Here is a 12,405-nt window from a genome sequence, read left to right as displayed (position 1 = left end):
GGCCCGGGCGAGTCGGCAAGGGTCGAAGTTCATGGATAAATCGAGTTCTGGCCCGGCACCGTCTTCCGCGAACTCGACCCGCGGTCACGACCTGCGCTGACGGCTGTTGAGCCGGGCCGCCTGCCGGGTGAGGTGGTCACGCTCGCGAACGTTGCCGGCCTTGCGCGCGGCCTCGGCGTAGAGGTGTGCGGCCGTGTCCAGGTCGCCGGCCTTCTCGTGCAGGTACGCCTCGACCGCCGTGTGGCGCGGCAGCGTCGTGTCGAGTTTTGCCAGTTCGGCCAGGCCGGCGCGGGGGCCGTCGGCCTCGCCGAGGGCGACCGCGCGGTTGAGGCGGACCACCGGGCTGTCGGTCAGGCACGCGAGTTCGTCGTACCACTCAAGGATCTGCACCCAATCGGTCTCGTCCGCGGTCGGCGCGTCGGCGTGCAGGGCGGCGACGGCGGCCTGGGCCTGGAACTCGCCCAGCCGGTCGCGGGCCAGCGCGGCCTGCAGGATGCCGACGCCCTCGGCGATCATCGTCGTGTCCCAGCCGCCGCGGTCCTGCTCGGCCAGGGGCACCAGGCTGCCGTCGGGCGCGGTCCGGGACGCGCGGCGGGCGTGGTGCAACAGCATGAGCGCGAGCAGCCCGGCCACCTCCGGGTGATCGATCACGGTCACCAGCTGCCGGGTCAGCCGGATCGCCTCGGCCGCCAGGTCGACGTCGCCCGAGTAGCCCTCGTTGAACACCAGGTACAGCACGCGCAGCACGGTCGCGACGTCGCCGGGCTGGTCGAAGCGCACGTCGGACACGGTCCGTTTGGCCCGGCTGATCCGCTGGGCCATGGTCGCCTCGGGCACCAGGTAGGCGTCGGCGATCTGCCGGGTGGTCAGTCCGCCGACGGCCCGCAGTGTGAGCGCGACCGCCGACGACGGGGTCAGCGACGGGTGCGCGCACAGGAAGTACAGCTGCAGGGTGTCGTCGGCGCCGGGCGCCGGGCCGGGCGGCGGCTCCTGGTCGACCAGGTCCTCGCGCCGGCGCCGGGCGGTGTCGGCCCGGGCCGCGTCCAGGAACTTGCGCCAGGCCACCGTGACCAGCCAGCCCCGGGGGTCGCGGGGCGGCTCGCCGGGCCAGGCCCGGACCGCTTCGATCAACGCCTCCTGGACGGCGTCCTCGGCCGCCGCGAAGTCAGCTCCGCGGCGGACGAGGATCCCGATCACGCCGGGCGTGAGCTCGCGGAAGTTCACTCGCCGATGGTGGGCGGCGCGGTCAGGAACGGACGCAGCTCCAGCCACTCGTGGATCGGCCGGCCGCCGGCGCCGGGGGCCGCGGAGAGCTCGCCGGCCAGTTCCAGGGCGCGCTCGTAGCTGTCCACGTCGATGATCATCCAGCCGGCGATCAGGTCCTTGGTCTCGGCGAACGGGCCGTCGGTCACCGGCGGGCGGCCCGGGCCGTCGTAGGACACCCAGGTCCCCTCCGGGGCCAGGGCCTGCTCGCCGACGAACTCGCCGGTCTCGACCAGCTTCTTCGCGAAGTCGTTCATGTATCGGATGTGGGCGTTGAACTCCTCCGGCGTCCACTTGTCCATGGTGACGTCGTTGACCGGGGCCGGAGCGCCGCGGTAGTGCTTGAGCAGCAGGTACTTCGCCATGATGTGCTCCATTCTCGTTGACCTTCGTCCCGGGGACGGAGCGGCCCGCGGGTTCTCGACATCTTTCCCCGACATTTTTTCTTGACCCACACCCGGAGGTACGGGTTTAGCGTCGCCCCATGATCCGTGACTATCTGCGCGGCTTGCCGGTGTTCGCCGGTGACCTGCCGAAGTTCGACCCGGCCGGCGCTCCGGAGCGGCCCGACGAGCTGTTCGTGACGTGGCTGGTGGAGGCCGTGCAGGCGGGGGTGCGGGAACCGCATGCGGCCACGCTGTCGACGGTCGGGGTTGACGACGTACCGTCGGCAAGGATTTTGATCGTCAAGAATGTCGACGAGTCGGGCTGGCAGTTCGCGGTGCACGGGGACAGCCCGAAGGGGCGTGAGCTGGGGCGACGTCCGGTGGCGGCGATGACGTTCTACTGGCCGGCGCAGGCGCGGCAGGTCCGGGTGCGCGGGGTGGCACGGACGGCGTCGGCGAGCGAGAGTGCGGCCGACTTCCTGGCGCGGCCGATGGCGTCGCGGGCCGAGGCGGCGCTGGGGCGCCAGAGTCAGCCCCTCGACGAGCGGGCCGGGGCGGTCGCGCTCGATCCGGACGTCGTTGTTCCGGAGTGGACCCTCTACACCCTCGAACCCGGCCAGGTCGAGTTCTGGCAGGGCGATGAGCAGCGCAAACACACCCGGTTGCGGTATTCGCGCGGGAACGCCGGGTGGGAGCGGGAACTGCTCTGGCCCTGAGGGTCAGGAGAACAGGGTCCAGCGGGGTTCGGTCTTGGGGCGCTGGGTCTTCAGGCGGATGAGGACACCGATCACGAACAGAACCGGGGCCAGGGGGTAGAGCAGGAAGAAGTCCTGCCGGCCGTCGGTCAGCAGGACCACCCCGAGGACGATCGAGGCCACGACCAGGCCGATCGACAGGCGGGTGTAGTAACGGTCGGGGTAGCGCAGCGGAACCGGCTCGGTGGTGGCGGCCACGCCGGGATTCCGGGCGACCCACTTCTCGGCGACCCCGACCGGGACGTCGCGAAGGCGCAGGTCACCGGAGGGGTCGCGGGACAGCAGTCGCACGGGCAACCGGCGGTTCGACAGGGACCAGCCAACACCGAGCAGGCCGATCACCGCGAATACCGTCGTCAGGACGTTCGGCGACACATCGGACAGGCGGCCCGTGAACACCCAGCCGAGCCAGAGCAGGGGAAGGACCGGCGTGACCCACGGGGTCAACATCGCGTAGCGCCGGGCGGCCCGGGCGGCTCGCCGATCCAGGGGAAGGCGCAGCTTGGGCCGCCGGCGGAGGTTCACCGTTCCGATCGGCACGTCGGTCCAGACCGGGTCGGCGGTGCCGTCGGTGACCGCCAACGGCGGAATGTCCAGGCCAGGCACCAGCGCGGCCGGGATGACAAGATCGGTGATCTCGGGGATGACCCGCCTCCTCAGTTGATCTTGAGAATACCAGTCAGGCCCAACGCCGACCGCCCCCGGAGCGCCAGACCTGCCGGTACAGGAGGACGTCGCCACGTCACCAGGTCGACCGGCACGACAAGATCGATGCGTTCAGTGATGGCTCGCTCCCCCGCGAATCATTCATCGACGTAACAGCCGCCATTGTGCCGGACAGGAACCAGGTGTGAGGACCTTGAAACCGGACCGGGAGCAACGCTTCCGATCGCTGTTCGCCGACACCTATCCCGAGATGCTGCGCTTCGCCCAGCGTCGCGTGCATCCCAGCCATGCCGAGGACGTCGCGGCCGACGCGTTCCTGGTGGCCTGGCGCCGGCTGGAGGAGGCGCCGAGCCGCGGTGACGACCTGTGGGCGTGGCTGTTCGGGATCGCCCGGAACTGCCTGCTCAACACCCGCCGCGGGTTGGGGCGGCAGGACGCTCTCGCCGTCCGGATCGCCGGGTACACCACCCCGCTCGACTTCACGGTGACCTCCGAGGAGGACGGCACCGCGCAGCGGCTCGACCTCGCCGCCGCGTGGGGACGACTCAGCGACGGGGAGCAGGAGACCCTCGCGCTGACCGTGTTCGAGCAGCTCACGTCGTCGCAGGCGGCGATGGTCCTCGGCATCGGCGCGGCCACCTACCGGCTGCGGCTGCTGCGGGCGCGGCGGGCTCTGCGGCGCCACCTGGACAACGACACGCTGGCCGTGGTCGGCCTCGACACCCTGGAGAGCCCGTCATGAACGATCTCGAAACGTCTCTGCGGTCCCTGGATGCCGCCGAGCCGATCACCGACGAGCAGCAGCGGCACGCCATGACTGTTCTGGACCGGATCGTCGCCACTGAGGTTTCCGGGCATCTCCGCTACAGGCGACTTGCCGTCGCGGCGGCTGCCGTGGTGGCCGCCATCGCCGGCGCCCTGGTGGTGCTCCCCGGAACCGGCAGCTCGGCCTACGGTTCGTGGACGTCGGTGCCCAGCCCGCTGAACCCCGACGAGCTCACCCGGATCGGCTCGAAGTGCCTGGACGGATTGTCCATGGGCCGGTTCGACCGGACCCAAGCGCGGGTCGCACTGGCCGAGCGGCGCGGCGAGTACGCCGTCCTGCTCTACCGAAGCGCCGACATGGTCGGCTCCTGCTTCGCTCACAATGTCCCGGGCAGCGATGACGTCGACCACGTGACGTGGGGCGCCGCAAGTGCGGGCGGGTCGCAGTTCCCGCCCGCGCGCAGGTTCACCGACGGGTCCCTCGCCGACTTCGGCGGGGCCTCGGTCACCGAGGGGGTGGTCGGCGCCGACGTCACCGGGGTGACCGTCCACGCCAAGAAGCTGACCGCCCAGGCCACCGTCACCGACGGGCGCTACGTCGTCTGGTGGCCCGGCCCGGCGTTCGAGAAGAAGAACGGTCAGCCCGTCGACTTCCTCACCTATGACCTGACCCTGCGCGACGGCACGGTGATCCACGACGCCGAGCCCAGCCACGGCTGACCCGTCACCGGTGGTGCGGGTCCTCCGGGGGCAGCCACGCATCCGGGTCGTCCAGGCAGTGCCGGTCCACCGACCGGGTCAGCGCCTCGACGACGGCCCGCACCACCGGCCGCGGCTCGTCCCCGCGGGACACCAGTGACCAGGTCCAATAGGGAGCCGGATGCCGGATCGGGCGCGCGGTCAGGTCCGGCGGGACCGGGGCGGTCTGGCTCTTCGGGTTGTTGACCACCGGCCGCCCGAGCCGGCGCACATGGTGGTAGTAGGCCTGCCCGGTCGAGCCGCCCTCGGACACGTGCTCGACCCGGGCGCCGGTCTCGGCGGCCATCGCCAGCGCCCACCGGTTCCACGACGACCAGCTGCTCTCGTCGGCGTCGATCAGCACGGTCGTGTCCCGGGCGCGGACCGGAGCGGCGTCCGAACCGGTGCTCAGCGCGTACAGCCGGTCGGCGCCGAGCAGCCGGGCCTCCAGTTTCTCCTCGGCCAGGACCGACACCGGCACCCAGCAGATCGCCAGGTCGAGCCCGCCGTCGACGACCCGCGCGGCCTGCGCGTGCGACGGCAGCACCCACGCGTCCACGATCAGCTGCGCGGTGCCGGCGGTCAGCTCCTCCAGGCTCGCGGGACGCCAACTGACATAGCCCAGCCGGACCGGGCCCGAGGCGGACAGGCCCATCGCCGTACGCCGCAGGTCGTCGGCCTGGTCGAGCAGAACCTTGACGCGCGGCAGCAACAGCGACCCGGCCGGGGTCAGCGCCACCGTGCGGCGATCACGGTCGAACAGGCGGGTGCCGAGATCCCGCTCCAGCGCCTTGATCTGCTGCGACAGCGACGGGCCGGCGATCCGCAGCCGCTCGGCCGCCCGCGCATAGCTCAGCTCCTCGGCCACCGCGACGAAGTACCGCAGCTGACGTAGCTCCATCGCCCCAGCGTAAGCCCCTGATAGGCGCAGCCTCTCAGCCGGGAGAAAGCCGATCGTGCCGGTCACCCCGTACCCGAGGGATGGTCTTGCCAGAAGGTTTTCCCCGCCCACCAAGGGAGCAAGAAATGTCGAACGTCGTCGTCGTCACCGGGGCCTCGCAGGGCATCGGCGCCGCCACCGTCGCCGCCTACCGCAAGCTCGGCTGGAACGTGGTCGCCACCTCGCGCACCATCCGGCCCTCGGACGACCCCGGCATCCTCGTGGTGCCCGGCGACATCGCCGATCCGGCGGTGGGCGCCCGCGTCATCGAGGCCGGCCTGACCACTTTCGGTCGCATCGACACCGTCATCAACAACGCCGGGATCTTCGTCGCGAAGCCGTTCACCGACTACACGGCCGACGACTACGACGCGGTCACCGGCGTCAACCTGCGCGGCTTCGTCAGCATCACCCAGCCCGCCGTCGCCGCGATGCTCACCCAGGGCGGCGGCCACGTCGTCAGCATCACCACCACGCTGGCCGAGCACGCGCTGAGCAGCGTCCCGTCGTCGTTCGCGTCGCTGACCAAGGGCGGCCTCAACGCGGCCACGAAGGCCCTGGCCACCGAATACGCGAGCCGCGGCGTCCGCTTCAACGCGGTCTCCCCCGGCATCATCCGCACCCCGATGCACCCGGCCGAGACCCACGAGTTCCTGGCCGCGCTGCACCCGATCAACCGCCTCGGCGAGACCGACGAGATCACCGACGCCATCCTCTACCTGGAGAACGCCAAGTTCGTCACCGGCGAGATCCTCCACGTCGACGGCGGCCAGAGCGCGGGCCACTGACCGAGCCGACGGATCCGGTCGCGGCCCCTCCCCCGGGTCGCGACCGGATCCAGGATCACCAACTTTCATTTCCTATCTCCGCCGTGGTCCAGATCGTCGCTCCCGCGGGGACCCTTCCGGGCTTCGCAGGCCGCTGGCGCGGCCAGAACGCGAAACCCGGAAGGGCGACGTCCGTGGGTGGTCACGGTCAGAGCAACAAACCCGTCCACACCCGAACCACTCGTCAGGAGTTTCCGATGACCGTCTCCTCCGCCACCACCCTGAGCGACGTACTCGACGCCTGGCAGCAGGCGATCGCCGCGCACGACTTCACCGGTGTGGCCGCCCTGTTCAGCGAGGACGCCGTCTTCCAGGGCCTGCACCCGTACAGCGTGGGCCGCCAGGGCGTGGCCGACTACTACGCCGCCCAGCCGCTGGGCATGACCGTCGACTACCGCATCGTCGAGGCCCGGCAGCTCGCGGACGACGTGACACTGGGCTGGATCGCCGCCGACTTCAGCTTCGTCGAGGACCGCCCGCCGGCCTCGGTCAGCCTGACCGTCGTCGTCCGCAACGGCCTGGTCGCCCACTACCACGTCTCCCCACGCATCGACGCGGCCTGACCCGGGCCGCGGCACACTCCGGGCCGCGGAGCTCGCCGGCGGGTCTATGCGGCCGGCAGGCGGACCTCGAAGCGGCAGCCGCCGGCGATGTTGCCGGCTCGGACCTGGCCGCCGTGGGCTTCGACCAGGCCGCGCACGATGGCCAGGCCGAGGCCACCGCCGGCGTCGCCGCCAGGGGTGCGGGATCGCGTACCCCGGAAAGCGACGTCGAACAGACGGGGCAGATCCTCCTCGGGGATGCCGCCGCAACTGTCGGAGACAGCGAACCACACCTCGCGCGTGTCCCCACCCGCCTCGATCTGGATCACCCCGTTGGCCGGTGTGTACCGCACCGAGTTGGTCAGCAGGTTGCTGACGATCCGGTTGAGTTCGGCGGCGCCGCCGGTGACGATCGGCCAGCCGTCGGCGGCGGCGACCACCCGGATGCCGCGGCCGACGGCGAGCGGGGTCACGGCGGCGACCGCGTCGGAGACCACGTCGGCCAGCGGCAGCACGGTCGGGGTCAGTCGCAGGGCGCCGGCGTGGATGCGGGACAGTTCGAACAGGTCGTCGACGAGTCCGGTCATCCGGTCGGTCTCGGCGCCGATCCGGCGGTGGTATTCGGTCACGGTGGCCGGGTCGGTGACCACGCCGTCCTGCAGGGCCTCGGTCATCGCCCGTAGCCCGGCCAGGGGTGTGCGCAGGTCGTGCGACACCCAGGCGACCAGGTCGCGGCGGCCGGCCTCCATGCGGCGTTCCCGGTCGCGGGCCTCGGCCGCCCACATCGCGGCGGCCGCGAGCCGGCGGCCGAAGACGATGCCGAGTCCGAGGCTGACCACGGCCGACGCGACGACGGTGAGCAGGACGACTTTCATGTCGTGGCTGGACAGGAACATCGCGCGGGCGACGGTGACGACCCCGGCGACGACCGCGGTGACGGTGATGGCCAGCAGCACGCAGACGTGCACGGTGATCGACCGGCCGCGCAGCAGTCGCAGGACCGCCGCGCCGAGCAGGCCGACCGCGGTCCCGGCGGCGAGTGAGTAGAGCCCGATCAGCAGGATGTCACGCATCGGCGGACGGCTCCCAGCGGTAGCCGACGCCCCACACGGTGACCAGGCGGGTCGGCGCCGCCGGGTCGGCCTCGATCTTCTCCCGCAGCCGGCGCACGTGCACGGTGACGGTCGACTGGTCGCCGAACTGCCAGCCCCACACCTTGTCGAGCAGTTCGGCCCGGGAGAACGCCCGGGCCGGGTGCTTCAGCAGGAATTCCAGCAGGTCGAATTCGCGAACGGTCAGCGCCAGGACCCGGCCGCCGAGTTCCGCGGTGCGCCGGCCGGTGTCGGCGACCAGGTCGCCGTCGCGCAGCAGCGCCGGGCGCGGCGGGGCGACCGGTGAGGTGCGGCGCAGCACCGACCGTACTCGCAGGGTCAGTTCGCGTGGGCTGAACGGTTTGGTCACGTAGTCGTCGGCGCCGACCTCGAGCCCGAGCACCCGATCGCTCTCCTCGCCGAGCGCGGTCAGCATGACGACGGGCAGTCCGGGCTGGTCACGCTGCAGCCGGCGGCACACCTCGATACCGTCCAGGCCGCCGAGCATCAGGTCGAGGACGACCAGGTCGGGGCGTTCGGCGTCGACCGCGGCGAGCGCGGCCAGACCGTCGGCGACCAGCCGCACGCGGCAGCCGTCCTGTTCGAGGTAGCGACGCACGACGTCGCTGACGGTCGGGTCGTCGTCGACGACCAGCACCCGATGGCTCATCACCGCAGGTTACCGACGTTTGCGCCGCCGAAGTCTTTCCAACCCCTTACGGCCGGCCGGCACGGTCACGGTCGTCACGATCAAAATCAAGATCAGGCCTTTCCCGTACGCGCGGGGCAGCACCGTCGGATTGCCGGCGTCCCGACCGAAACCCAGCACCAGCGGCAGCGCGACCACGGTCACGGCGACGGCGGTGACCGCCACGATCCGGACAGCGGGCTGCCAGCCCGACGGGACGAACCGGCGCAGCAGCGCGCCCGCGGCCCCGACCAGCGGAAGGAAGACACCGTCGTGCAGCACGAGCAGGGCGGCACCGAACACGACGACTCCGACCAGGTTGACGTCGGTGTCGAGGATCGCGCCGAGGAGGCCGTACGCGAAAATCAGTAAGCCGGCGGCGATGAGCGGACGTCTCACGACGCACCCCGCACGGTGATCCGGCCGACCCACTTGGTCTGCAGCACGCCGGGCCGGTTGGGGGCGATCAGGCGGGCCGGGAAGCCGTGGTCCAGGGCGAGCGGCTCGCCGCCGAGGCGCAACGCGATCAGGGTGCGGTCGTCGGCCGGATCACCGACGGTGGATGTCCGATAACGGCCACCGGCCTGCAGGGATTCGATCTCCGCGGTGCACGTTTCGGGGTCGGCCCCGATCAAGGACAGAAGATCCCTGAGGCGTACGCCGGTCCAGGTGCCGACCGAGCTCCAGCCCTCGACACACGCGATCGGCAGGACCGTCGTGTGCTGCGGGAGGGCCGCCAGGTCGGCCAGACTCAGCTCGACGCTGCGACCGAGACCGGTCACGGTGAGCCGGTAGGCGGGGTCGAGCACGGCGTCCCGCACTCCGGCCGAGGCCGCGGTCCGGTTCACCGGCAGGCCCTGCGGCCCGGTCCCCGGTCGGCGCGGCCCGAGCAGGGCGAGCGGTGAGAGCGACCGCACGGTCTGGCCGAGCGTGGCAAGGGTGATCACCCCGGCGGCAACAGCCACGGCCAGCAGGAACTCACGGCGCCCGCCGGCCGCCTCCCGACCGTTTTCGGACACGCCGTCGACCAGGCCGCTTCCGGGCTCACCCTTCCCCCGGCGGCGCAGCGCGTCCTTGACCACCGGCAGCTGCACGCCGATGTGGCTGACCAGGGCGCCGATCGCTATCCAGGCGACCCAGTAGTGGGCGTCGGTGAAGAAGAACGGCATCGGGCCGTACCAGTGGGCGATGTTCAGGACGCCGCTGATCACCTGGAACAGGGCGGCTCCGACCAGGGCGGCCACCGTCAGGCGCTCGGCCGCGTGGATCAGGCTGCGCACCGGCGGCCAGGTGAACAGGCGCGGATAGACCGACCAGAGTTTCGCGCCCAGCAGCGGCACGGTGGCCAGACCGGTCGCCACGTGCAGGCCCTGCGTGAAGCGGTAGAGCCCGGCCGGGCGGGTCGGCAGCCACAACCATGCCGGCGGGTGCTGCAGGACGTGGCTGTACAGCCCGGTGAGGAAACAGATCCCGAACGCGACTCCCAGCGCGACCCCGAGTTGGCTGGTCAGCCGGGCCGACCGCAGCGGCGACCCGAACGCGTCCGGCCGGAGCGGCCCCCGCCGCAGACCCTCCGGCGGCACCGGCAGCGGTTCGGTCAACCAGGCCCAGATGCGGCCCGGCCTCATCCGGCCGACAGGGTGGCGAACCATCGGCCCTCCTCGGTCCAGGTCCGGCGGATGATCAGGCCGGCGGCGCGGGCGGGTGTCGGCAGGTCGTCGGCCGCCACCCGGGCCCAGCGCAGCGGCGCGCCCGCGTAGCCGTCGGCGGTGTGCAGCGTGGCCGCTCCGGCCCAGGAACCGGATCCCGGCGGTTCCACCTCGACATGCACCAGACCGTCGCGGGCGACCAGGTCGCGGCAACGCCGCAGCAGCGCGACCGGATCGCCGCCGATGCCGATGTTGCCGTCGGCGAGCAGCAGATGTTCCCAACGACCGAGCCCGGGAAGCGGGCCGAAGACGTCCCGCCGCAGCGCGGACGCTCCACGGGCGCGGGCCAGGCCGACCGCGGCCGCGCTCACATCGATGCCCAGCGCCGACCGGCCCCGCCACAGCAGGGCGGCGGTGAGCCGGCCGGGACCGCAACCGACGTCGAGCGTCGCCCCGGTGCAGCGGTCGAGCAGGCCGTCGTCGCCGGGACGGTGGGCGCGGTACCAGTCGGCGGCGTCGGCCCGATGCTCCCGGCCCTCGGCGTCACGCAGGATCAGCGGGCTCCCCGCGCCGGTGGCCGCGCGGTGCAGGGCGCGGTCGAACGCGTCCAGGGCGGCCCGCTGGTTCGGCGGGCAGAAGACGGTGGGCGCGGTCATGCGGGACTCCCCGTCATCACAGGGCCGGCCGCCGGAAGCAGGTCGGCGACGATCGTCGGGAAGCGGTGACCGGATTTGCACAGGGCCGCGACCGTGATTGCGTCGACTGCGGTGTCCACGTCCCGCAGGCCGGGCAGGAACGTCGGCCGGGTGCCGCGCCGGCGCAGGGCCGCGACGGTCCGCTTGCCGGTGTCGGCACGCGACATCGGGACGTGCGGCAGCACCTCGGCGTCGGCCGGATCGGTCAGTCCGAGGGCCCACCAGCCGCCGTCGTCGGCCGGGCCGAGCACCGCGCCGTCACGGCGCAGGGTCACGGCCGCCGCGGTCAGCAGGTCGGCGGTGACCTGCGGGGTGTCCATGCCGATCAGCAGGCTGGGCACGCCGGGCAGCGCGGTATCGGCGAACGCGTGCGCCAGCCGCTCCCCCAGCCCGACCCCACGTTGCGGGACGCGCTCCCACCCGCCGGGCGGTGCGGCGTAGTCGCCGTCGATGACCAGCACCCGCCGTACTGCGGAAATCTGCGTCGCGACATCGAGAGTGTCCTCGAGGGCGGCCGCCGCGATCGCCGCCGCCTCGCCGGGCGTGCACGGTGGGCAGAGGCGCGTCTTGACCCGGCCCGGCACCGGGGCCTTGGCCATGACCAGCAGCTGGATCATCGGGCCAGCACCGCCCGCATGTCGGCGACGGCCCGCAGCGTGCCGCGGACCGTGCCGGTGACCTTCGACCGGGTTCCGGCCGCCCGCGGGTGGTAGGCGACGTCGAGCTCGGCGATGCGCCAGCCGTCCCGGGCGGCCGCCAACAGCAGCTCCAAGGGGTAGCCGAAGCGGCGGTCGCGCAGGCCGAGCCCGAGCAGCGCGTCCCGGCGGGCGGCCCGGATCGGCGCGATGTCGTGCACGGCGACGCCGGTCTCGCGGCGGATCCGGCGGGCCAGCACCGCGTTGCCGAGCCGCGCGTGCAGCGGCCAGGCGCCGGAACCGGTGGGCCGGCGCCGCCCGCAGGCCAGGTCGACGTGGCCGGCGCGGACCGGGTCGGCCAGCCGCGGCAGCTGCGCCGGGTCGAACGAGCCGTCGGCGTCCATCACGCACACCACGCCGTCGGCCGGGTCGGCGGCGAGCAGCCCGGCGTGCACGGCCGCGCCGTAGCCGCGCTGCTCCACCGTGACCACCCGGGCCCCGAACGAGCGGGCCACCTCGCGTGATCCGTCGGTCGAGCCGTTGTCGGCCACGATCGCCCGGTAGCCGGCCGGCATCCGGGCCAGGAGGTCCGGCAGCGCCGCGGCCTCGTTCAGGCAGGGCAACACCACATCTGTCATGGGCCGAAAGTTATCGCTGGTCAGAGGCGGCAAATCTTACGAAGTACGGACGTGGCGCACGGTTCTTACGAACCGCTGACGGATCGGCCCGGGCCGCTGTGCCCGGGTGTCATCGGGCCTACGGTCG

At 72.4% G+C, this 12,405-nt stretch carries 16 protein-coding genes; 5 read left to right on the top strand and 11 right to left on the bottom strand.

Annotated features, from left to right (window positions below; genetic code table 11):
* Nucleotides 1–84: 84 nt before the first annotated feature.
* Both ACSHV8_RS14450 and ACSHV8_RS14445 read right to left on the bottom strand, forming a co-directional pair.
* Nucleotides 85–1,224 (bottom strand): RNA polymerase sigma factor, encoded by a 1,140-nt coding sequence (locus ACSHV8_RS14450; RefSeq protein WP_436533217.1) that lies wholly within the window; start codon nucleotides 1,222–1,224, stop codon nucleotides 85–87.
* Nucleotides 1,221–1,628 (bottom strand): YciI family protein, encoded by a 408-nt coding sequence (locus ACSHV8_RS14445; protein ID WP_436533215.1) that lies wholly within the window; start codon nucleotides 1,626–1,628, stop codon nucleotides 1,221–1,223. The genes ACSHV8_RS14450 and ACSHV8_RS14445 overlap by 4 nt, the downstream gene beginning before the upstream one ends.
* A 119-nt stretch (nucleotides 1,629–1,747) precedes the next feature.
* Here ACSHV8_RS14445 and ACSHV8_RS14440 point away from each other — a divergent pair, with 119 nt between their 5' ends.
* On the top strand, nucleotides 1,748–2,365 hold the full coding sequence (locus ACSHV8_RS14440) for a pyridoxine/pyridoxamine 5'-phosphate oxidase (protein ID WP_436533213.1): 618 nt from the start codon (nucleotides 1,748–1,750) through the stop codon (nucleotides 2,363–2,365).
* A 3-nt stretch (nucleotides 2,366–2,368) separates the two neighbouring features.
* Here ACSHV8_RS14440 and ACSHV8_RS14435 read toward each other — a convergent pair whose 3' ends face one another.
* On the bottom strand, nucleotides 2,369–2,986 hold the full coding sequence (locus ACSHV8_RS14435; protein WP_436533212.1) for a hypothetical protein: 618 nt from the start codon (nucleotides 2,984–2,986) through the stop codon (nucleotides 2,369–2,371).
* A gap of 268 nt (nucleotides 2,987–3,254) precedes the next feature.
* Here ACSHV8_RS14435 and ACSHV8_RS14430 point away from each other — a divergent pair, with 268 nt between their 5' ends.
* Entirely contained in the window at nucleotides 3,255–3,812 is a 558-nt protein-coding gene (locus tag ACSHV8_RS14430; RefSeq protein WP_436533210.1) for an RNA polymerase sigma factor, read from the top strand.
* The gene (locus ACSHV8_RS14425; RefSeq protein WP_436533208.1) at nucleotides 3,809–4,555 is read left to right on the top strand and encodes a hypothetical protein; all 747 of its coding nucleotides are present in this window, start codon (nucleotides 3,809–3,811) and stop codon (nucleotides 4,553–4,555) included. Before ACSHV8_RS14430 ends, ACSHV8_RS14425 begins: the two co-directional genes overlap by 4 nt.
* A gap of 4 nt (nucleotides 4,556–4,559) precedes the next feature.
* Here the strand turns inward: ACSHV8_RS14425 and ACSHV8_RS14420 are convergent, their stop codons facing one another.
* The gene (locus tag ACSHV8_RS14420; protein WP_436533206.1) at nucleotides 4,560–5,474 is read right to left on the bottom strand and encodes a LysR family transcriptional regulator; all 915 of its coding nucleotides are present in this window, start codon (nucleotides 5,472–5,474) and stop codon (nucleotides 4,560–4,562) included.
* Between the two features lie 125 nt (nucleotides 5,475–5,599).
* On the opposite strand from ACSHV8_RS14420, the gene ACSHV8_RS14415 reads away from it, so the two are divergent.
* Both ACSHV8_RS14415 and ACSHV8_RS14410 read left to right on the top strand, forming a co-directional pair.
* Nucleotides 5,600–6,301, top strand: a complete 702-nt coding sequence (locus tag ACSHV8_RS14415; RefSeq protein ID WP_436533205.1) for an SDR family NAD(P)-dependent oxidoreductase — start codon at nucleotides 5,600–5,602, stop codon at nucleotides 6,299–6,301.
* A 236-nt stretch (nucleotides 6,302–6,537) separates the two neighbouring features.
* Entirely contained in the window at nucleotides 6,538–6,903 is a 366-nt protein-coding gene (locus ACSHV8_RS14410; protein WP_436533203.1) for a nuclear transport factor 2 family protein, read from the top strand.
* A 44-nt stretch (nucleotides 6,904–6,947) separates the two neighbouring features.
* Here the strand turns inward: ACSHV8_RS14410 and ACSHV8_RS14405 are convergent, their stop codons facing one another.
* The 7 genes from ACSHV8_RS14405 to ACSHV8_RS14375 are packed head-to-tail and all read right to left on the bottom strand — an operon-like array spanning nucleotide 6,948 to nucleotide 12,278.
* Nucleotides 6,948–7,955 (bottom strand): sensor histidine kinase, encoded by a 1,008-nt coding sequence (locus ACSHV8_RS14405; protein WP_436533201.1) that lies wholly within the window; start codon nucleotides 7,953–7,955, stop codon nucleotides 6,948–6,950.
* Nucleotides 7,948–8,643 (bottom strand): response regulator transcription factor, encoded by a 696-nt coding sequence (locus tag ACSHV8_RS14400; protein ID WP_436533199.1) that lies wholly within the window; start codon nucleotides 8,641–8,643, stop codon nucleotides 7,948–7,950. Before ACSHV8_RS14400 ends, ACSHV8_RS14405 begins: the two co-directional genes overlap by 8 nt.
* Before the next feature lie 9 nt (nucleotides 8,644–8,652).
* Entirely contained in the window at nucleotides 8,653–9,060 is a 408-nt protein-coding gene (locus ACSHV8_RS14395; protein WP_436533197.1) for a hypothetical protein, read from the bottom strand.
* Entirely contained in the window at nucleotides 9,057–10,313 is a 1,257-nt protein-coding gene (locus ACSHV8_RS14390) for a molybdopterin-dependent oxidoreductase (RefSeq protein ID WP_436533195.1), read from the bottom strand. The genes ACSHV8_RS14395 and ACSHV8_RS14390 overlap by 4 nt, the downstream gene beginning before the upstream one ends.
* Nucleotides 10,286–10,966 carry a methyltransferase domain-containing protein gene (locus tag ACSHV8_RS14385; protein WP_436533193.1) on the bottom strand — a complete coding sequence of 227 codons (681 nt, stop codon included), beginning with the start codon at nucleotides 10,964–10,966 and terminating at the stop codon, nucleotides 10,286–10,288. The genes ACSHV8_RS14390 and ACSHV8_RS14385 overlap by 28 nt, the downstream gene beginning before the upstream one ends.
* A complete protein-coding gene (locus ACSHV8_RS14380) occupies nucleotides 10,963–11,622 on the bottom strand; it encodes a TIGR04282 family arsenosugar biosynthesis glycosyltransferase (RefSeq protein WP_436533191.1) in 660 nt (219 codons plus the stop codon). Before ACSHV8_RS14380 ends, ACSHV8_RS14385 begins: the two co-directional genes overlap by 4 nt.
* Nucleotides 11,619–12,278, bottom strand: coding sequence for a glycosyltransferase family 2 protein (locus ACSHV8_RS14375; protein WP_436533189.1), 660 nt, complete (start codon nucleotides 12,276–12,278; stop codon nucleotides 11,619–11,621). Before ACSHV8_RS14375 ends, ACSHV8_RS14380 begins: the two co-directional genes overlap by 4 nt.
* Nucleotides 12,279–12,405 lie beyond the last annotated feature (127 nt).

Source organism: Actinoplanes sp. HUAS TT8, assembly GCF_051380535.1.
Taxonomy (GTDB): Bacteria; Actinomycetota; Actinomycetes; order Mycobacteriales; family Micromonosporaceae; genus Actinoplanes.
The sequence above is the reverse complement of the archived record's forward strand: the minus strand, read 5'-3'. Positions and strand labels throughout refer to the sequence as shown.